The sequence below is a fragment of the Streptomyces diacarni genome, from assembly GCF_003323715.1.
GTDB classification, from domain to species: Bacteria; Actinomycetota; Actinomycetes; order Streptomycetales; family Streptomycetaceae; genus Streptomyces; species Streptomyces diacarni.
In genome coordinates this window covers 23,812-42,363 of the sequence record NZ_QOIN01000035.1, presented here as the reverse complement: position 1 = coordinate 42,363, position 18,552 = coordinate 23,812, and the positions used below count along the sequence as shown (strand labels likewise).

General features: G+C 69.6%; 14 protein-coding genes and 1 pseudogene. 6 read left to right on the top strand and 9 right to left on the bottom strand.

Going from position 1 to position 18,552, the window contains the following annotated elements; all coding sequences use genetic code 11:
- The first annotated feature begins 40 nt into the window (after positions 1–40).
- From DTL70_RS07865 to DTL70_RS33210, 4 genes are all read left to right on the top strand, one after another.
- On the top strand, positions 41–2,224 hold the full coding sequence (locus tag DTL70_RS07865; protein ID WP_114021145.1) for a pentapeptide repeat-containing protein: 2,184 nt from the start codon (positions 41–43) through the stop codon (positions 2,222–2,224).
- 885 nt (positions 2,225–3,109) lie between these two features.
- A complete protein-coding gene (locus DTL70_RS33215) occupies positions 3,110–3,541 on the top strand; it encodes a hypothetical protein (RefSeq protein ID WP_147266748.1) in 432 nt (143 codons plus the stop codon).
- A gap of 13 nt (positions 3,542–3,554) precedes the next feature.
- Positions 3,555–5,804: a DUF6571 family protein gene (locus DTL70_RS07860; protein ID WP_147266747.1), complete on the top strand. Its 2,250-nt coding sequence runs from the start codon at positions 3,555–3,557 to the stop codon at positions 5,802–5,804.
- Positions 5,805–5,865: 61 nt separating this feature from the next.
- Positions 5,866–6,885: a hypothetical protein gene (locus DTL70_RS33210; protein ID WP_147266746.1), complete on the top strand. Its 1,020-nt coding sequence runs from the start codon at positions 5,866–5,868 to the stop codon at positions 6,883–6,885.
- A gap of 80 nt (positions 6,886–6,965) precedes the next feature.
- On the opposite strand, the gene DTL70_RS34150 is transcribed toward DTL70_RS33210, so the two are convergent.
- Together DTL70_RS34150 and DTL70_RS07850 are read right to left on the bottom strand one after the other, a co-directional pair.
- Complete coding sequence (locus DTL70_RS34150; protein WP_245979113.1) at positions 6,966–7,091, bottom strand: DUF397 domain-containing protein; 126 nt, start codon at positions 7,089–7,091, stop codon at positions 6,966–6,968.
- On the bottom strand, positions 7,054–7,980 hold the full coding sequence (locus DTL70_RS07850) for a helix-turn-helix domain-containing protein (protein WP_181860835.1): 927 nt from the start codon (positions 7,978–7,980) through the stop codon (positions 7,054–7,056). Before DTL70_RS07850 ends, DTL70_RS34150 begins: the two co-directional genes overlap by 38 nt.
- 125 nt (positions 7,981–8,105) lie before the next feature.
- On the opposite strand from DTL70_RS07850, the gene DTL70_RS07845 reads away from it, so the two are divergent.
- Positions 8,106–8,312, top strand: coding sequence for a hypothetical protein (locus DTL70_RS07845; RefSeq protein ID WP_114021142.1), 207 nt, complete (start codon positions 8,106–8,108; stop codon positions 8,310–8,312).
- Positions 8,313–8,447: 135 nt separating this feature from the next.
- Here DTL70_RS07845 and DTL70_RS07835 read toward each other — a convergent pair whose 3' ends face one another.
- The 6 genes from DTL70_RS07835 to iolC all read right to left on the bottom strand — a co-directional run bounded on the left by DTL70_RS07835 (position 8,448) and on the right by iolC (position 17,571).
- Positions 8,448–10,814, bottom strand: a complete 2,367-nt coding sequence (locus DTL70_RS07835) for an FUSC family protein (RefSeq protein ID WP_114021140.1) — start codon at positions 10,812–10,814, stop codon at positions 8,448–8,450.
- A 192-nt stretch (positions 10,815–11,006) separates the two neighbouring features.
- The gene (locus tag DTL70_RS07830; protein ID WP_114021139.1) at positions 11,007–12,512 is read right to left on the bottom strand and encodes a CoA-acylating methylmalonate-semialdehyde dehydrogenase; all 1,506 of its coding nucleotides are present in this window, start codon (positions 12,510–12,512) and stop codon (positions 11,007–11,009) included.
- A 94-nt stretch (positions 12,513–12,606) separates the two neighbouring features.
- Positions 12,607–14,493 (bottom strand): 3D-(3,5/4)-trihydroxycyclohexane-1,2-dione acylhydrolase (decyclizing), encoded by a 1,887-nt coding sequence (iolD, locus tag DTL70_RS07825; RefSeq protein ID WP_114021138.1) that lies wholly within the window; start codon positions 14,491–14,493, stop codon positions 12,607–12,609.
- Positions 14,490–15,446 (bottom strand): 5-deoxy-glucuronate isomerase, encoded by a 957-nt coding sequence (gene iolB, locus DTL70_RS07820; RefSeq protein WP_114021137.1) that lies wholly within the window; start codon positions 15,444–15,446, stop codon positions 14,490–14,492. The genes iolD and iolB overlap by 4 nt, the downstream gene beginning before the upstream one ends.
- Positions 15,447–15,450: 4 nt before the next feature.
- On the bottom strand, positions 15,451–16,347 hold the full coding sequence (locus tag DTL70_RS07815; protein ID WP_114021136.1) for a Cgl0159 family (beta/alpha)8-fold protein: 897 nt from the start codon (positions 16,345–16,347) through the stop codon (positions 15,451–15,453).
- A gap of 168 nt (positions 16,348–16,515) precedes the next feature.
- Complete coding sequence (iolC, locus tag DTL70_RS07810; protein WP_114021135.1) at positions 16,516–17,571, bottom strand: 5-dehydro-2-deoxygluconokinase; 1,056 nt, start codon at positions 17,569–17,571, stop codon at positions 16,516–16,518.
- Between the two features lie 246 nt (positions 17,572–17,817).
- Between iolC and DTL70_RS33820 the strand changes: the two genes are divergently transcribed.
- Positions 17,818–18,012, top strand: coding sequence for a MerR family transcriptional regulator (locus DTL70_RS33820; RefSeq protein ID WP_114021134.1), 195 nt, complete (start codon positions 17,818–17,820; stop codon positions 18,010–18,012).
- Between the two features lie 303 nt (positions 18,013–18,315).
- On the opposite strand, the pseudogene DTL70_RS34145 reads toward DTL70_RS33820, so the two are convergent.
- Positions 18,316–18,552: pseudogene (locus DTL70_RS34145) on the bottom strand (DedA family protein); the annotation flags it as partial.

The following is an 18,552-nucleotide window of genomic DNA, read 5'->3' as shown; positions in this document are numbered from 1 at the left end:
CACCGGCACACAACCCGAAGGGGTCGTGGAGGATGGTGGTATGCCGATGGAGCCGCCGCACTGGCCGCACTGCGGGTGGGGGGCCGATGAGGAGAACCGCACGGGGTGCCGGGGTCGCCGGGTGTCGCCGTACACGCGGTGTCTGGCGCATCTCCGGGAGGAGGAGCGCGCCGAACATCTGGGGGCGCTGCGTCCCGGGGCGGGCGTCGACTACTCCGGTACGCGGTTCGCGCCCGCTCTCCTTCAAGAACTGCTGTCCGCGTTACGGGGCCCGGACGACATCGCCCGCTTCGGGTGGGCTGCTTTCGAGCAGGCGGTGTTCGCGAGTCATACGTCGTTCTTCGGGGCGCACTTCGGGGCGGGTAGCCGGTTCGACGGGGCGGAGTTCAGGAACGACGTCTCGTTCAAGAAGGCGTTGTTCGAGGGGGCCGTCTGGTTCAGCGGAGCCTCGTTCGGGGAGAACACCAGCTTCACTCTTGCGCAGTTCGGTGACGGAACGCTGTTTCCCGACACGCGGTTCGGTGACCGTGCACGATTCCGGGGAGCCGTCTTCGGAGCGGGCGTCGACTTCCGCTCCGCCGTCTTCGGTGAGCGCGCCCACTTCGAGGGGGCGCGGTTCGGGGAGGGCGTGTCTTTCGGGGCCGCGCGATTCGGGACGCGGCTGAGCTTCAACAAGACCACCTTCACCGGCAGGGCCACGTTCGCGGACGCACAGTTCGGCGACAGGACCACCGTGGAACGTGCCGCGTTCGCGGGGCTCGCCACGTTCGACAGGGCGCGGTTCGGTGACAGGGCGAGCTTCGCCGAGACCGTCTTCCACCGTGCGGTGAACTTCCACGAGGTCCACTTCGACGCGCGGCCGTCGTTCCGTGCCGCCCGGTTCCACGGCGTCAGCCAGTTCGGCTCTTCCGCCTTCGGCGAGCGTGCCTCTTTCAGGCAGGCGGTGTTCAGGAGGGAAGCCCATTTCGGCGGTGCGCGTTTCTCCTCCAACGTGTCTACGAGAAGCGCGGTGTTCGAGGGGCAGTGTTTCTTCAGCAGGGCCACGTTCTCCGACTCCCCCGAGCTGACGGATGTGCGCTTCCTGGCGGGCGTGGATTTTACCGGCGTGACCTTCGACAGGACGGCGCGTTTCGGCCCCCTGGTATGCCGTGGAACGCTCGACCTGTCCGAGGTCACGTTCTCCGACCCGGTCACCCTGGAAGTGGACGCGGATCGTGTCACCTGCTGGCGGACGCGGTGGGCGGCGACGGCCATGCTGCGCGTACGGCGCGCCGACGTCGACCTGTCGGATGCGGTCTTCGAGCAGCCCATGAGCTTGGTGGCACACGCCGAGCCGTTCCCCATGCGGTCGGCGGACGGGACCACGCACGACGCACGTGCCGGAGACGCAGAGGCCGTGTCTCCCGTGCGGGTGCTCTCCCTCCGGGGCGTGGACGCGGCGCAGCTCATGCTGGACAGCGTCGATCTGAGCGCTTGCCGGATGGCCGGTGTCGTGCACCTCGACCAGATCAGACTCGAAGGGGAGTACCGTTTCGGCCGCGTACCGCCCGGATGGCACCGCCGAGGCCGCTTCCCCACCCGATGGACGTCCCGGATCACCCTCGCCGAGGAACAGCACTGGCGGGCCGCACGGAACCTGCCTGGCTGGGAAGCGCGGCCCTACGGCGTGCGGGTGTTGTCCCCGGCCGCGTTGGCCTCTCTCTACCGCCAGTTGCGCAAGTCGTTCGAGGACGCCAAGGACGAGCCGGGGGGAGCCGATTTCTACTACGGCGAAATGGAGATGCGGCGCGCGGATCGCACCCGTCCGTGGGGCGAACGCGCACTCCTCCACGCCTACTGGGCGCTCTCCGGCTACGGCCTGCGAGCGACGCGTGCCCTCGCCTGGCTGGGCCTGGCGATGGGGGCGACGGTGTTGGTGATGATGGCCTGGGGCCTCCCCCAGCACGCTCCCGCGCAGGAGGCGACCGGCCGGCTGAAGGGCGACGAGGCCCGGCTGGTGATCGACACGCCCGACCCGGGCCGCCCGCCTTCGCCGCTCCACGCCCGGTTCACCGCGGACCGGTTCGACCAGTCGTTGCGTGTCGTCCTGAACTCCGTCGTCTTCCGCTCCTCCGGCCAGGACCTGACCACGGCCGGCACCTACGTGGAGATGGGCTCCCGCGTGTGCGAACCGATCCTGCTGGGCCTGGCGGTCCTCGCGGTACGGGGCCGCGTGAAACGCTGACGCCTCGGTCGCCGCTCCGTCAGCGTCGGCCTCTCCTCTTCTGCCCGTCCTGTTTGAGCAGGGGACTTTCGCGTACCGCCGTCCTCCGCTTGAGGCCTTGCTCCTGCGACTGTTCGTTGTTCTTGCTGCCGCCGCTACTCGGTGCGCCGGGAGGTGCGTACGTGCCCGCGCCTCCGGGAACGGGGTTGCCGGGTACCGAGGAGAGGTCTTCACTGCGTGCGGCTTCCGGCGCACTCATGTAGAGGGAGTTACGCAGCCAGGGAGCGTTGGCGCTGACTCCCCGTGCCTGGCTGTCGGGAAGCGCGGCCGCTGTCTGGTACGCGTACGAGTCGGGCAGAGAGACGCCCCCCTGCCACGGCTCGTTGGCACCGGCAGCGCTTGCCCCTGCCGTCCCTTGACCTTGCCGCTGGGTCGCCTCAGGGGCTCCCGTCTCGCCCGCGCGCCAGGCCGTTGTTCCGGGCTCGATCGGTGACACGGGCGAGCTCGGGCCCTTCGACCAGTTTCGTTCCTCTCCAGGGTCCAAAGTGGATACGGGTTCGTGTCCCGGTGGTTGCGTCATGGTCTCTCCCGTTGCGGTCGCTACCGTCACCACGGGACCAGGGCGGAAACCAGTTCATCGCGCGCAGTTGACATCCGGCCCGTCGCCACACCGTCCGCCACCTCAACTCAGTCGCTGCTCTCCGTTTGCCGCAACTACGACATGGAGCGCCCATCACCCTCCGCTTCTCCCGGTGGCGTTCGGTGACAGAGCCTGTTAGCTTTGGGGACCGATTTTCCAAGCGGCCGCTCAGCAGACCCTTCCCGTGGACCAGCGGATCCGAGGGCCTGCTCATCGACGTGGAACGGTCTCGTGTGAAAGAGAGACCCGGGGGGGGCGAATACGGCATGGGTGACGACAAGGATTCGGATCTCGAACGTACGCCGGGCATGACACCTGGCGGGCATGTTCCGAAAAGGTCCGATCTCGCTCATAATGAGGCGAAGAAGCAGTCGGCAGCGATGTACATTCACGATACGTTGGGGCCGGCAACAACCACAGCCGGCTCTGTCGCGGATGCCGATACCGAGTTCATCTCGGGAAACCCGCAAAGCCCGACTACTTCTCGCGGAAAACTCCACGGTTGGGAACTGTGGGCCGGAGTCCGCCATCGACTGACTTCTTGGCGCGAGCATCACAAACATCTCACCCAAAGTCTTACGTACGAGCATGAGGCCTTGCTGGACGTCAGCAAGATCCTCTCTGGTATCGACGTGCAAGTCTCAACCAGTATGGACGTATCCAAGCCTCGGGCCAAGAGCCAGCTCGACGACCTCTGAGGGGCGCAGCCACATGGCGGTTTCATACGACGATATCTTGCATGCAGACTTGGGCTGTCTGGAGGAGGCCGCAAAGGCCTGGGAAAGAATGGCCAAAAAGTTCGGGACTCTCGGCCAAGATTACAGGGACCATGTCCGGGCCGCTGTCGACGCCGACAGTTGGCAGGGGGCATCTGCGAAGACGTTCGGACAGTGGGGACGTAAAACAGCCGAGGAATACGACCAAGCCAAGGGCGAGGCTCACGGGGTGGGCGCCCTCTTCCGGCTGGCTCATGCGACTCTGGACGCACACAAGAAGGCAGTGGAACGTGCCCGTGACGACGCGCAGGACGCTGGCATGGATGTGAACTCACGCGGCCACTGCACGATGAACTTCGACAAGGTCGCGGCGAAGAAGGGCGAGGAAGTCGCCGACGGCTACCGCGAGAATCCGAAAGCCAAGGCTGTGGTCGAAGAGAAGTGGACAGACAGGATCAAGCAGGTCGTCAAAGCCACACAAGACGCGGATGCCGGTCTCTGCACCACTTTCATGACCGACCCGAAAGAACCGGAAAAGGGTCTGCCCAACGGTTTCAACGGGGCTGTCGGCGACGACGTCGTGAAGAAGAACGCGGCCCGCGCAGCAAAGACTTATGAAAGCATCAAGAACGGCGGGACGCCCTCTCCAGAAAAGTTGCGCGAGGCGGCCATCTTGGCACGCGCGCACGGAGACGACCCCGAGTTCAGTCGTACCCTCATCGACTCACTAGGGGGGCCGGAAGGTCTCATCAAAACGCACGACCGCCTCGACGACCTCGCCTACTACGACGACAAGGATCACAAGAAATCTTACGTGTCGTTGGACAAAGCACTCGCCACGAACCTCGCCAGCGCCACCAAGAACCCGGATTCGGCCTTCTACAAGAGGTTCCAGGGGGACATGGAAAAGGCCGGCGTCAAGGAATATGATCTGAAAGTTGCTGGTGAGAAGATTCCAGAAGAGAGCGGAAGCACGCACCACGGCCAAAAGGTTCGCGGCTACCAAAGCCTGGTCTCCCTCATGCAGCGCGGGGACGGGTACGGAAAACAGTTCCTCTTCGACACGGCCGACGCGATTCGGAAGGCCGAGGACGAGGCCCAAGGCGGCGACCCTGATATCTGGGACCTCATGGGAGACTTCGGCACCAAGCAGGACGCCCACTTTGCTCACGATCCTCTCGATGGAATTCTCGACGTCATGTCACACGACCCGGAGGCTTCCACCGAATACTTGGATCCGGGTCCGGAGGAGAAACGAGACAACCTTTCGTACCTGCTGAACAAACGCGACTGGAATCATGTCGACCTCGGCTCCCCGGACCCGGCGGGGATGAATGACCCGGACAAGGAGAACAGTGACGCTCGCCAGGGGTTGGCTCGGGCCATCGAGGCCGGAGCGACTGGCGAACAGCCGATCGTGGGCGACGGAGCCGCGCGCCCTCACGCCACGCACACGATCCCCGAAGCGAGGATCATGAACCAGGTCATCGACCAGACCGACCCCGGTATGGGCGGCTCCTCGCTGCCGGAGAACCTGCAACGACCGATAGCGAATGCTTTGGCGGATTATTCATCGGATACACACAGAAGCCTGTATCGGGGGGACGACGCGTCCGACCATCCTGGCGTGCACGGATCCGCAGATAACGCCACCCTGAACGTCAATCCACAAAAGCTTGTACGGGTCATGAGAGGGGTTTCAGATAGCCCGGAAGCATTCGCGATGATGCATCAGGCCGAACGAGAGCAAATCCGTCAGGACATATCTAACCTACCGCCGGATGTTGGTCCCACGAGCCCGAAAGTTACGGATAGCATGACGCGCGCTGGTGCAACCATGGGAGCATTCGAGGCGATTAGACAGGATCGCGTGCTCGACCTTCGGGATGACGAAATGAGCGAGGCCGATTGGAACGCCAAGCTCAAGTACCACATCGTAGGTGGCGTTTTTACTCCGCTGCCTTACGTGGGGGACGCCGTGCAGCGCTCGATCGACACATGGACATGGGACGAGGGTAACCAAGTCAAGTCCTCGGCGGACACAGAAGCCAAACAAGAACTAACTCGCCAGTGGCTATCGTCAGATTCTCAAATCCGACACATGGTGAATGATTGGGCCGCCTCATCCGAAAGCATTGATGAAGACGCCCCGGGTCTCTCCACACTGAAATCCCGAGTTGTGATGGGCCAACGTGATGACACGCGAGAACAGGCCGCAGGATGGCTCGCTCGCGGAAAGGACTAGGGTGTTGAAACGGAAGCACCTCGCATACTGCGCCGCCGTCCTCGTTCTGTGCTCAGCAGGCATGATCGTTGGCTTCCAGAAGTGGATGGGCAAGGACAACCGGTCCCTGTGCGGCGGAATTATCCGGGAAGATGCCGCGAAGGATCTGTTGGGCGATGAGGAGTTGCAAACCGAAAGAGTCGGTAACGGAGGGTCCATCGGTTCCCAGGGCCGTCTGGCCGAGTGCAAGGTGATCGGTGAAGGCGGGAGGCGACTCGCCACCATATCAATCGGCACTGCGGCGTCGGCCCCGGGGGTTGTCACGCAGTCGGGCCACAATCGCTTGGACACCACGTCCGCTTCTGCTCCACTGGGCGGCGAATGGCCGGGAGTGCTGACGGTAGAGGGGGCTACTCTCGCCCGTGCAACGACGGTGCTGGAATGCCATTCCGAGGGGCCGGATCACCTGCTCGTCAATGTGAATTCCACGCTCGCGGACACAGACACCTACTTCACCAAGAGCTCCCAGGAACGACTCAGGGTGGCACGCGCAGCAACCATCGTGAGTAAGCAGGCGGACCGCAAGTGGGGTTGTCACGCCAAGTTGGGCAAGGCCATCGAACAGGCCCCCGCTGTTCCGGCACTGAACGACCCGAAGCCTTTGTCCAGTGCAACGGGGACCTGCCGCAGCCTGCGGCGGGTGGCTCCTGCAGCCAAGGCATTCGGGATCACGCGGGCAGTTGGTACGGCGTCGACAACCGAGTCGCCGACGCAGGACTGCCTACTGGTTAATGCGAAGGGCGAGGAGGTCTATCGCCTGTCCGCCCTGCACGGCCCTCTCGCTAAGGGTTTCCCTGCCGCCAGAATCATTGCTCACGTGCCAGGAGAGGCCGGACGGGACGAGGACACACCAGGTTGGGCCTGGTCGAAGGCACAATGCCCCAGCACCCGGTCAGCCTCTCTTTTCACCGCTGCCAGCATCGGGTTCCCCAATGATGAGGGACGACTGACGGTGGATGGTGACTTCGAGCGAGAACTTCTCGATGCCTTCGGCTCAGACCTCGCCAAGCAACACGGTTGCGAGCCCCCGGCCCTCCCATGAGGAAGCGTGTCCCGCAGAGAGGTGCGAGCTCTCCTAATGAGGCGGCGTTGCAGGGCCCACCTCGGGCCGGCTCAGACGGTTCAGCGCACGCGCCGCTTCAGCCCGTTGACAAACACCGTCCAGGCCGCTGCCGAGTACACGAGCGGCGTGCGGGCGGGCGCCTTGCTGTCACGCACCGGGACGATGCCGGGGTAGCCGTCCGCCACCTCGACGCAGTTGCCGCCGTCCGGGTTGCTGTAGCTGCTTGCGCGCCAACGCGCGCCGGTTAGATCCACCATGCTTGTAGCCCTCCGCTGCATCGGCGATCATCCGCGCGGACATGGGCGTGGGAAGCGACTCCGCACGCACCTGATCGTATGCCCGGGAGTAGAGCTTAACCTGGTCCGGCTCTTCAAACAGTTGTCCGTGGTCGGCGCCTTCGGCGTACGCCACTTCGGTGCCGTCCGGCATGGTCAGCAAGGTGAGCGACCCTCCCTGCATCGGGTGCGCCCCAGAGGCGAAAGGGAGCACCTGAACTGTGTGCTGATCGCACACCTGGCGCATCAACTCAAGTTGCTCGTACATCGTCCGGTCGCCGCCTACCCGACGCGCGAGAACGGCCTCGTCGAGCACGACGCACAGCGTCGGAGCATCGCTTCGCCGCAAACGGCTCTGCCGCTCCATACGCAGCGCCAGTCGCTCTTCCAGGAGTTGGGGGCCCGTCATGGTGCGCCCCACACTCAGCACCGTCCGGGCGTAGGCCTCTGTCTGAAGGAGCCCCGGTACTGCCTGCGAGGCGTACTCGCGAATGTGAGCAGCGCGGGCAGCAAGCTCCATGAACCTCTGCGCCCAATCCGGGAAGCTCTCCCGGTACACGTACGGCCACAAATCGTTCAGCAGACCGTCCGCGCCGACCGCCAGGTCCAGCGCCGCGGTCAGTTCGGCGGTCGGCCGCGCGCCGGAGGCGCGTTCGATCTGGGCGATGCGGGACTGGGTGACGAACACCTTCCCCGCAAGCTCCTGTTGGCTCCAGCCCCGCAGCTCGCGCAGGCGTTTGAGGTGGGTGCCGAAGAGGACGGCCATGCTCGTGGACGGGTCAGGACGGCCGTTGGCCATGGGCTTACGTCGACTCATTACTTCGTCACCACTCATGCTGTCGGTGCTGTCGAGATTACGCGCGGTGACGCACTCTTGAGGTCCGGAAGGGAAATCTCCAGCATTCAAGAGGCATAGAGGCAGCCATGGAACGGGAACGAGCGAGCCGCGAGCAGTGTCTGGACTGCGAGTGGTACCGGACGCAGATCAACCGGGCGGCCGGGGACCCGGAGCCGCGGGCCGACCTGGAGGCGCTGTTCGGAGCACACCTGCGGCACAAGCACAGTGACGGCGAGCGCGGTGACGGCGAGCGCGGTGAGGCCGCGCGTCGCCGCCCGCTGCGGAGTGTGTGACCGTGTGGGGCGAGGGCGAGCGGGTGCGCGACGAGAAGACGGGGAAGGCGGGGACCGTCGTGCAGGTGACGGGGCCCGCGCCGTTCATCTACCGGGTCATGCTGGAGGCGGCCGCCGGCGACGGCGCGCCGCCGATCATGATTTATCGGTACGGGCACCAGTTGCGTGGTGCTCCCGTTCGCGTCCCGCGGAGTCGCGGGGAGTCACCGCGTGGGCGAGGTCGTCCAACGCGTCGGTGAGGAGTTCGGCGGTGCGCAGGGCGACCGGGGGCGGGTGGTCGGCCTGTTCCCACCAGCGGGTGAGCGCGCCGTGGACGTCGCCCCACTCGACCGGTTCGCTCGATCGGATGGCGGTGGTGGCGGCGGCGACCGCGGGTGCGAGGGCGGCGGAGAAGTCGACGGCTCCGGGGTCTGAGGGGGCTTCCCTGTCGGGGAGGTGCGCCTCCAGCAGCATGGTGGCGCGGCCGAGGGTGACGAGCGCGGACTGGGCGTCGCTGGCGGAGCGGCGGGAGAGCGGGGAGTGGCTGCCCCGGTGGCGTACGGGTTCGGCTTCAGCGCGGTTGAGGGTCTGTTCCCAGGTCTGGCGTGCCGCGCGGGTGTCGAGCAGGGCTTCGCGGACTTGGCGGGGGGCGCGTTCGGCGGGTTGGGCGAAGGCGTCCATGACGGCGATGGCGTAGCGGCCCGTCGCGGCGAGCCAGTCGGCGAGCCGGTCGCGCAGCAGGGGGGTTTCCCAGGCGGGGAAGAGGGCGTAGCTGAGCATGGCCAGTACTCCGCCGAGTGCGGTGAGTCCGGCGCGTTCGTAGGCGGTCTGGTACCAGTCGGTGCCCAGGATGCCGAGGAGGAAGACGACGTAGGCGCCGGTGCAGATGGAGGTGATGGCCTGTCCTGTGCGCATCAGCAGGTACATGAAGCCGACGCTGACCACGGCGAGGGCCGCGCTCAGGTAGGGGCCCGGGCTCGCGAGTGCCATGACGGTGCCGGCGACGGCGACGCCGAGGAGGGTGCCGACGAAGCGGCCCACGCCGCGTTCGTAGGTGCGGGAGAAGTCGGGCCGCAGCACCATGGCGGCGGTGAGGGGGACCCAGTAGCCGTGTGCGGGGGGCAGCGCGTTGCCCAGGAGGTAGCCGACGGAGGCGACGACGCTGACGCGGATCGCGTGGCGCAGGATCGGGGAGCGCCAGTGGAGTTCGCGGCGGAAGGAGCGCACGGCGACGGGGACGAGTCCCGCGAGGGTGGGCATGTGCAGGTGGCGTTCGCGGGCGAGCGCGTGGCCCGCGGCGGGGGTGTGTTTGCCGCCTGCCGCCTTGGTCTCCTTCAGGCGGGCCGCCTCGGCCTCTTCGGCTGCCAGGTCCTCCGGGTCGGGGCCGTAGGGTCCGTCGAGGCTGGCGTCGACGAGGGGTGCGCGGTCGGGGAAGCCGCGGCGGCGCCCTTCGCGGTCGGCGACGTGCCAGGTGACGCGGGCCAGTACGCCGCCGCGAGTGACCTCGACGGGTTCCTGGGCGGCTTCGACGGCGTCGTCGGTGAGCGCGATCAGGCGGAGTCCGGCGCGCCGTGCGGGCCCGGAGAGGACGGGTCCGCTCTTGGGTACGCGCAGGACGTCGAGTGCCTGGTCGGGCAGGCGGACGCGTTCGCCGCGCCGTACGGCGCGGGCGGTGGCGTCGAGCACGGTGGCCGCGGCGGACAGGAGTTCGCGTACCCGGTCGCGTTCGGGTCCGACCATCGGCGCGCCGCCGACGACGGGGTCGGCGAGGGAGGCGAGGACGGGGCGGAAGCGTTCGGCGAGCGCGCGGTAGCCGTGCAACTGGCGGGGGCGGCGGCGGGCCTGGCGGGGGGTGACGTAGGCGGCGCTGCGGGCCTCGATCAGGGGTTCGGGGTCGAAGGGTGCCATCGGGTCGTGCCGCAGCCGGCGGGCGTAGTCGGCGACTCCGGCGAGCGCGTCGGCGAGCGCTTCGCGCCTCTCGCCCCAGGGCCTGATGGGGAACAGCACGATGAGTCCGGCCTGCACCACGCCGCCGGCGGCGATCAGCGTGGCGTGGCTGAGCGCGCCCAGTGTGGAGGCGGGCAGGTGGACGGTGATGAGCATCACGGAGATGTTGAACGCGGCGACCACTCCCGAGGTGGGCCCTATCCCCCACGCCATGCCGGCGAGGAACGCCCACAGGGCGAGCAGCAGCACGAACGCCCACGGCCAGCCGACGAGCAGGTAGCCGAGGAAGGTGGAGATCGCCAGTCCGGCGGAGGCGGCCAGCGCCAGCACGGGCCGGGGTCGCCAGCTGCGCTGGAAGGTGGCGATGCCGGAGGCGAAGGCGCCGAAGGCGCTGGAGACCGCGAGTTGCGGCGTGCCGATGAGCAGCGCCAGTCCGACCACGACGCCCACGCCGCACGCGCCGCGTACCGCTATCAGCGGCGTCAGCGACGCGCGCTCCACGGTCAGCCCGGAGCGGGCGGTGTCCTTGAGCGCCCGGAGCCAGGCCAGCGGTGCGGCGTTCATGTTCCCGAGCATGCGATCGAGGTTACCGAGAAAGAGCGGCCATGTGCCGCCTGAGCAGGCGCTCCCCGCCGTGGCGGTGAGCGGAGGCCGTGCCGTGGGCCACGGCAGCTCGGCCGTGGCGGGTCGGGGAAGTCCCGCCGCCGTCCGTGGCGGACGGCGGCGGGGCAGGGCGGGGCAGTCCAGGGCGAGTGGCCCTACGGGTGGTCAGTGGTTGCTCGGGAAGCCGAGGTTGACGCCGCCGCTGTCTTCCGGGGCGGGCCAGCGCGTGGTGATGACCTTGCCGCGGGTGTAGAACTGCACGCCGTCGTTGCCGTAGATGTGCAGGTCGCCGAAGAGGCTCTGTTTCCAGCCGCCGAAGGAGTGGTAGCCCACGGGCACCGGGATGGGCACGTTGACGCCGACCATGCCGGCCTCGACCTCCAGCTGGAAGCGGCGGGCGGCGCCACCGTCACGGGTGAAGATGGCGGTGCCGTTGCCCCACTTGCTGGAGTTGATCAGGGCGAGGGCCTCGTCGTAGGTCTCGGCGCGCACGACGCTCAGCACGGGGCCGAAGATCTCGTCGTCGTAGGCGGCCATGCCGGGGGTGACCTTGTCGAGGAGGGAGACGCCGAGGAAGAAGCCGTCGGCGCACTCGGGGTGTCCCGCGACGCTCTGCCCGGTGCCGTCGACGACGACCTCGGCGCCCTGGGCCGCGGCGCCGGTGACGTAGGAGGCGACCTTGTCGCGGTGCTCGCGGGTGATGAGCGGGCCCATCTCGCTGGCCGGGTCGGTGCCGGGGCCGATGCGCAGCGCGCGGGCCCGCTCCGCGATCCTGGCGACGAGCGCGTCGCCTGCCGCGCCGACGGCCACCACGACGGAGACGGCCATGCAGCGTTCGCCCGCCGAACCGTAGGCGGCGCTCACGGCGTTGTCGGCGGCGTGGTCGAGGTCGGCGTCGGGCAGGACGAGCATGTGGTTCTTGGCGCCGCCGAGCGCTTGGACGCGCTTGCCGTTGGCGGTGGCCTCGGCCTGCACATGGCGGGCGATGGGCGTGGAGCCGACGAAGGAGACTGCGGCCACGTCGGGGTGGGACAGCAGGCGGTCGACGGCCACCTTGTCGCCGTTGACGACGTTGAGTACGCCCTCGGGCAGCCCCGCCTCGGCGGCCAGCTCGGCGAGCCGGTAGGCGGCCGAGGGGTCCTTCTCGCTGGGCTTGAGCACGAAGGTGTTGCCGCAGGCCAGCGCGAGCGGGAACATCCACATCGGCACCATGGCGGGGAAGTTGAACGGGGAGATGCCCGCGACCACGCCGACGGGCTGCCGGATGGAGGAGACGTCGACCCGGGTGGAGACCTCGGTGGACAGCTCGCCCTTGAGCTTCTCGGGGATGCCGCAGGCCAGCTCCACGATCTCCATGCCGCGGGCGACCTCGCCGAGCGCGTCGGCGTGCACCTTGCCGTGTTCGGCGGTGATCAGTGCGGCGATCTCGTCGCGGTGCGCGTCCAGCAGGGCGCGGTAGCGGAAGAGGAACGCGGTGCGCCTGGCCAGTGAGGTCTGCGACCACTCGCGGTAGGCGGCCTTGGCCGCGGCGACCGCCGCGTCCACCTCGTCGACGGAGGCGAGGGCGACCTGGGTGGGCTGGGCGCCGGTGGCCGGGTTCCAGACGGGTCCGACGGTGCCGGAGGTCGACTCGTACGGCTTGTTGCCGATCCAGTGGCCGAGGGTCTTCATGGGGCCGGGACCTTTCTTGGGACGGGGTTGTGCCGACTGCCGGCTCGTGCTGCCGTCGGTGGGCCGTCACGGAGGGCCGTGCCGGTGGGGGCGGTCACAGGTGGCGGCGGCGCTGGGCGCGTTGCCGCTCGTACTCCTCGCGCGCCGCGCGGGCCGCCGGGCGCGTGGAGGTCTCGGCGACGGCCACGTCCCACCAGGCCTCGGGTCCCGGCGCCGGCACGTCGGGCTCGGTGTCGGTCTCGACGTACACGCAGGTGGGCCGGTCCGAGGCGCGGGCCGCCGCCAGTGCCTCGCGCAGCTGTTCGCAGGTGGCGGCGCGGTGCACCTCCATGCCGAGTGAGGCGGCGTTGGCGGCGAGGTCGACGGGCAGCGGGTCACCGGTGTAGCCGCCGTCCTGGTCGCGGTAGCGGTAGGCGGTGCCGAAGCGTTCGCCGCCGGTCTGCTCGGACAGGCCGCCGATGGAGGCGTAGCCGTGGTTTTGGACGAGGACGACGTTGAGGGGCACGCCCTCCTGGACGGCGGTGACGATCTCGGTGGGCAGCATCAGGTACGTACCGTCGCCCACCAGCGCCCACACGGTGCGCTCCGGGTCGGCCAGTGCGACACCGAGGGCGGCCGGGATCTCGTAGCCCATGCACGAGTAGCCGTACTCGACATGGTACTGGCGCGGTGAGCGGGTCCGCCACAGCTTGTGCAGGTCGCCGGGCATCGACCCGGCCGCGTTGAGGACGACGTCCTGGTCGCCGACGACGGAGTCGAGCGCGCCGAGCACCTGCGTCTGGGAGGGCCGCGCGTCCGCGTCCGGGGGGTGCGGCGCGAACGCCTCGGAGACGGTGCGCTCCCAGGCCTCCTTGGAGCGGGTGTACTCGGCCTCGTAGTCGGGCGAGACCCGGTGGCCGCGCAGCGCGCCGGTGAGCGCTTCCAGCCCTGCACGCGCGTCGGCGACGGCGGAGAGGCCGGCCATCTTGTGCCCGTCGAAGGCGGTGATGTTGAGGTTGACGAAGCGGGCCGCGCCGGGGAAGAGGGTCCCCGAGGCGGTGGTGAAGTCGGTCCAGCGGGTGCCGACGCCGACGACCAGGTCGGCGGTGCGCGCGAGCGCGTCGGCCACGGCGGTGCCGGTGTGCCCGATCCCGCCCACGTCGCACGGGTGGTCGAACCGCAGGGATCCCTTGCCCGCCTGAGTGGAGGCGACGGGTACGCCGGTGACGTCCGCGAAGGCCCGCAGCGCCGCTTCGGCCTCGCTGTGGTGGACGCCGCCCCCGGCGACGATGAGCGGCCTGCGCGCGGTACGGACCGCCTCGGCCGCCGCGGCCAGCACGTCGGACTCCAGCGCAGGGCGGCCCACCCGCCAGGTCCGTTCGGCGAAGAACTCCTCGGGCCAGTCGTGGGCCTCCGTCTGCACGTCCTGCGGCAGCGCGAGGGTGACGGCGCCGGTCTCGGCGGGGTCGGCCAGCACCCGTACGGCACCGAGCGCGGCGGGGATCAGCGCCTCGGGGCGCAGCACCCGGTCGAAGTAGCGGGAGACGGGGCGCAGCGTGTCGTTGACGGAGAGGTCGCCCGCGTAGGGGACCTCCAGTTGCTGGAGGACGGGGTCGGGGGCGCGGGTGGCGAAGACGTCGCCGGGCAGCAGCAGGACGGGCAGCCGGTTGAGGGTGGCCAGCGCGGCTCCGGTGACCAGGTTGGTGGCGCCAGGACCGATGGAGGTGGTGACGGCCTGCGCGGAGAGCCGGCCCCGGTGGCGGGCGAAGCCGACGGCGGCGTGCACCATGGCCTGTTCGTTGCGGCCCTGGTGGAAGGGGAGCGGCGCGCCGGGGCCCTGGCCGTTCTCGACGAGGGCCTGCCCGATGCCGGCGACGTTGCCGTGTCCGAAGATGCCCCAGCAGGCGTCGATGAGGCGGTGCCGTTGTCCGTCGCGCTCGGTGTGCTGCGCGGCGAGGAAGCGTACGAGGGCCTGTGCGACGGTCAGCCTGACGGTGGTCACCGCTTCGTCTCCCCTTCCCGCGCACCGGCCCGCGCCTCTTCGGGCGAACTGGCGTGCGATGCTGCGGAATCCTTCGCCTCGTACAGCGGAAGCCTGGGATCCACAGGTGTTTCGGCCCACGTACCACGAATCCACGCGTGGTCAGGATGGTCGCAGATATGCCACGCGCGATCCACCCCCGGACCGGCCATCACGTTCAGGTAGTACATGGCGTGTCCTGGCGCGGCCATGGAGGGGCCGTGCCAGCCGTCGGGGATCAGCACGGCGTCACCGCCGCGCACCTCCGCGAGCACGTCGGTGCCGCGCCCGTGGCCGCTGGGGGTGACGCGCTGGTAGCCGACGCCGCCGGTGGCCCCGTGCGGCGCGATCTCGTAGTAGTAGATCTCCTCCAGCTCGCTCTCGACGCCTTCCCGCGCCTCGTCGTGCTTGTGCGGCGGGTAGGAGGACCAGTTGCCGCCTGGGGTGAGCACCTCGACGGCGATGAGCCGGTCGGCCTCGAACACGTGCGCGGCCGCGAAGTTGTTGACCTGCCGCGAGCACTGCCCGCTGCCCCGCAGCTCGACGGGCACGTCCTCGGCGGCGCCGTAGCGCACCGGCAGCCGCCGCTCGCAGCGCGCACCCGTCAGCGCGAACCTGCCGCCCGCCGCGCTGCTGAGCGTCACCTGTGCCTCACGCGGGACGTAGGCGAAGTCGCTGACGGCGGCGAACACGCTCTCCCTGCCGTGCAGGCGCAGCGTCGCTCCCTCGGCCTCCACGGTGCAGCCGCCGGACAGCGGCAGCACGATCCACTCGCTCTCGCCGGTCTCCCACGCGTGCGAGCCGCCCGGCTCCAGCTCCAGCACGCGCAGCGAGGAGTAGCCCCAACCCGCGCTGCGCGGATCGATGTCGAGGGCGTAGGGGCCCGAGCCGGCCCGCCCCGCCCGCAGATGGAAACCGTTCGCGGTGTCTGTCATCTCGTCACGACCCTTTCGTCAGTCCGACGGCGGTGTCCACGGCCGCGCTGACGTCTGAGTCGGCCGGGTAGAGCAGGGAACGCCCGACGACCAGCCCGCGCACCGTCGGCAGGCTCAGCGCCCTGCGCCACTTCTCATAGGTGCCCTCCTGATCGCCGCTCACCTCGCCACCGAGCAGGACGACGGGCAGCGCCGAGGTCTCGCACACCCACGCCATGTCCTCGGGATCCGCGGTGACCGGCAACTTGAGCCAGGTGTAGGCGGACGTACCGCCCAGCCCGGAGGCGATGGCGACCGAGCGGGCCACGGCAGGGCCGCTCAGATCGTTGACCAACCTGCCGTCCACCCGGCCCGCCAGGAACGGCTCGACGAAGACGGGCAGCCCGCGGGACGCCATCTCGTCGACGGCGCGCGCGGTGGCGTGCAGCGTCCGCAGCGAGCCGGGGTCGCCGTAGTCGATACGCAGCAGCAGCTTCCCCCCGTCGAAGCGCAGCCGCTCGATGTCCTCAGGACGGTGCCCGGTGAACCGGTCGTCCAGCTCGAAGTCGGCACCCGCCAGTCCGCCCCTGTTCATCGAACCCAGCACGACCTTGTTCTCCAGCGCCCCCAACAGCAGCAGGTCCTCCAGGATGTCGGCGGTCGCCAACACCCCGTCGACACCGGGCCGGTCAAGGGCGACGACCAGGCGTTCCAGGAGCACGGCGCGGTTCGCCATGGCCAGCGCGTCGCCCCCGACGGCCAGCGCGCCGCGCGCCGGATGGTCCGCGGCGACGATCACCAGCCGCTCGCTCTCGTCCACCAGCGGACGGCGCGCACGGCGAGCCGCCGCCTCGGCGATGGCCTCGGGATGTCGGGTGCGCACGGACGCCAGCTCCGAGAGGCTGACACTGCTGCTGGCCAAGGTGGGCTCGCTTTCGAAGAATCGTCGGGGGGTCTGCGCAGGGTCCGCGACGGGTTGGGGGGGGCAGGGCGCACGGGAACACGGCGGAACGGCGCCACCGCGGGTCGCTGAGACCGCGGCTCGGCGACACCGCGCATCGGAGCGGCACCGCCGCGGTGGGGCGCCCGCTCAACCGCGCAGCAGCTCCTCGACCTCGGACGCCGCCGGCATCGCGGAGGAACAGGCCAGCCGGGAGGCGACCAACGCTCCCGCGGCGTTGGCATACCGCATCAGGTACTCCAGGTCCCAGCCGGCCAGCAGCCCGTGGCACAGGGCACCGCCGAACGCGTCCCCGGCGCCCAGCCCGTTGACGACCTCCACCGGATGCGGCGGCACCTGCGCGGCCGAGCCGTCCGCATGGAGGGCCAGCACGCCCTCCGGGCCCAGCTTGACGACGGCCAGCCGGGCGCCGGCCGCCAACAGGGCCTCGGCACAGGCGCGCGGCTCGCGGACCCCGGTGGCGACCTCGCACTCGGCGAGATTGCCCACGGCGACGGTGGCGTGGGCGAGCGCCGCACGGTAGTGGGGGCGGGCCGCCTCGGCGGCCTGGGCCACGCTCAACTCCCCCTCGACGCCGGCGCCCCAGAACATGGGCCGCCAGTCCAGGTCGAAGACGGTGGCGACGGCGGCGCCCGCAGCGCGCGGGCCCGCGCCTGTGCCGGCCACGTGGCCTTCCGGGGCCCGGTCCTTCTCACGTGCCGCCAGCGCCGCGAGAGTGGCCGTACGGCTGGGTTCCGCACACAGTCCCGTGCCGGTCGTCCAGAAGATGCGGGCGGCGGCGACACCGGCCAGGTCCAGCTCGTCGGCCCGCAGTTCGAGGTCGGGCGCCTTGGGCCGGCGGTAGAAGTAGAGCGGGAAGTCGTCCGGCGGGAAGATCTCGCAGAACGTGACCGGGGTGGGGTAGCGCCGCACGGACGTCACCCACCGGTCGTCCACGCCGAAACCGCGCAGCGCCTCGTGGCAGTAGACGCCGAACGGGTCGTCACCCGTACGCGTCACCACCGCGGCGGAGCGGCCGAGCCGCGAGGCGGCGACGGCCACGTTGGTGGCGGACCCGCCGAGGAACTTTCCGAAGCTGTCCACGTGCTGGAGCGGCACGCCGGTCTGCAGGGGGTAGAGGTCGACCCCGATGCGGCCCATGGTGACCACGTCGTGCGGGGTGACCACGTCGTGCGGTGCGGTCATGTATCGCGTCCCCTCTCCTCGGCGGGTGCGTGCCCGGCACATCGTCCGCCGCCCCGGAGACACCTGTCAACAGTTTGTCCTTACATATTGACCTACCCTCCTGCCCTTCGGTGCGCCCGTCACCAATGTCACGGTTCCACGGGGCCACTGTCACAGGGCGCCCACAGCGCCCCGCCGAGGATCACTCCGCGTCGTTCACCCCACACAGGCTGACGCCTGCCCACCAGCCAACCTGGGAGGTGCGAGATGGCCGACCGACGGCTCTGGTCGTACAAGGAGATCGCCGCGCACATCAGCGTGCAGCCCGACACCGTGCGCTCCTACAAGAAACACGGCCTCCTACCGCCGCCCGACCTCGTGGAGGGAGGTAAGCCCTACTGGTTCGCCGACACCATCCGCGACTGGGTCACCCGCAGGCCGGGTCACCGCGGAGGCCGCTGAGGCGGACCAGTCAAAGGGCCCACCGGAGGGTTCACCGGCGGACCCGACAGCCGGCCCGCCGGAGGGCGCGCCGGCGGAGCCGCAGAAGGACCCGCCACCGTGGGGCGGCACCACGCGTGCCGCCCCGCGGGCGCGGCGCCGCAAACCCCACCGCACCAGCGCGGCGCACCCCGCCAGCGCCCCCGAGGCGCCCACTCCGACGAGCGCCCCGGGCAGCGTCCCCGCGAACGCCCGCCCGCCCCAGTAGCCGATCCCCACCGCGTACCCGGCCCACAGCAGCTCCGCCAGACCCGCACCCAGCAGGAACCGCCGGGCCGGATAGCCGGCGGCACCCGCGGCCAGGCCGCCGAGCAGACGCCCGCTGGGCAGAAAGCGGACGACCAGCACGAAGGGCACGCCGTGCCGCCACACGCGCTCCGCCGTCCAGTCGAACGCGGCCCTGCGGCGCGGACGCGCGCTCAGCAGGGCGTCGAGGCGCCGGCCCGCTCTCCGGCCCGCCCCGTGGACGATCGCGTCTCCCGCCAGCGCGCTGCCCGCCAC

Bases quoted from the DNA above. Each gene is read 5' to 3' on its own strand.
- DTL70_RS07865 (WP_114021145.1), top strand. From the start codon at position 41: ATGCCGATGGAGCCGCCGCACTGGCCGCACTGCGGGTGGGGGGCCGAT.
- DTL70_RS33215 (WP_147266748.1), top strand. From the start codon at position 3,110: ATGGGTGACGACAAGGATTCGGATCTCGAACGTACGCCGGGCATGACA.
- DTL70_RS07860 (WP_147266747.1), top strand. From the start codon at position 3,555: ATGGCGGTTTCATACGACGATATCTTGCATGCAGACTTGGGCTGTCTG.
- DTL70_RS33210 (WP_147266746.1), top strand. From the start codon at position 5,866: ATGATCGTTGGCTTCCAGAAGTGGATGGGCAAGGACAACCGGTCCCTG.
- DTL70_RS07850 (WP_181860835.1), bottom strand. From the start codon at position 7,980: ATGGCCAACGGCCGTCCTGACCCGTCCACGAGCATGGCCGTCCTCTTC.
- DTL70_RS07845 (WP_114021142.1), top strand. From the start codon at position 8,106: ATGGAACGGGAACGAGCGAGCCGCGAGCAGTGTCTGGACTGCGAGTGG.
- DTL70_RS07835 (WP_114021140.1), bottom strand. From the start codon at position 10,814: ATGCTCGGGAACATGAACGCCGCACCGCTGGCCTGGCTCCGGGCGCTC.
- DTL70_RS07830 (WP_114021139.1), bottom strand. From the start codon at position 12,512: ATGAAGACCCTCGGCCACTGGATCGGCAACAAGCCGTACGAGTCGACC.
- iolB (WP_114021137.1), bottom strand. From the start codon at position 15,446: ATGACAGACACCGCGAACGGTTTCCATCTGCGGGCGGGGCGGGCCGGC.
- iolC (WP_114021135.1), bottom strand. From the start codon at position 17,571: ATGACCGCACCGCACGACGTGGTCACCCCGCACGACGTGGTCACCATG.
- DTL70_RS33820 (WP_114021134.1), top strand. From the start codon at position 17,818: ATGGCCGACCGACGGCTCTGGTCGTACAAGGAGATCGCCGCGCACATC.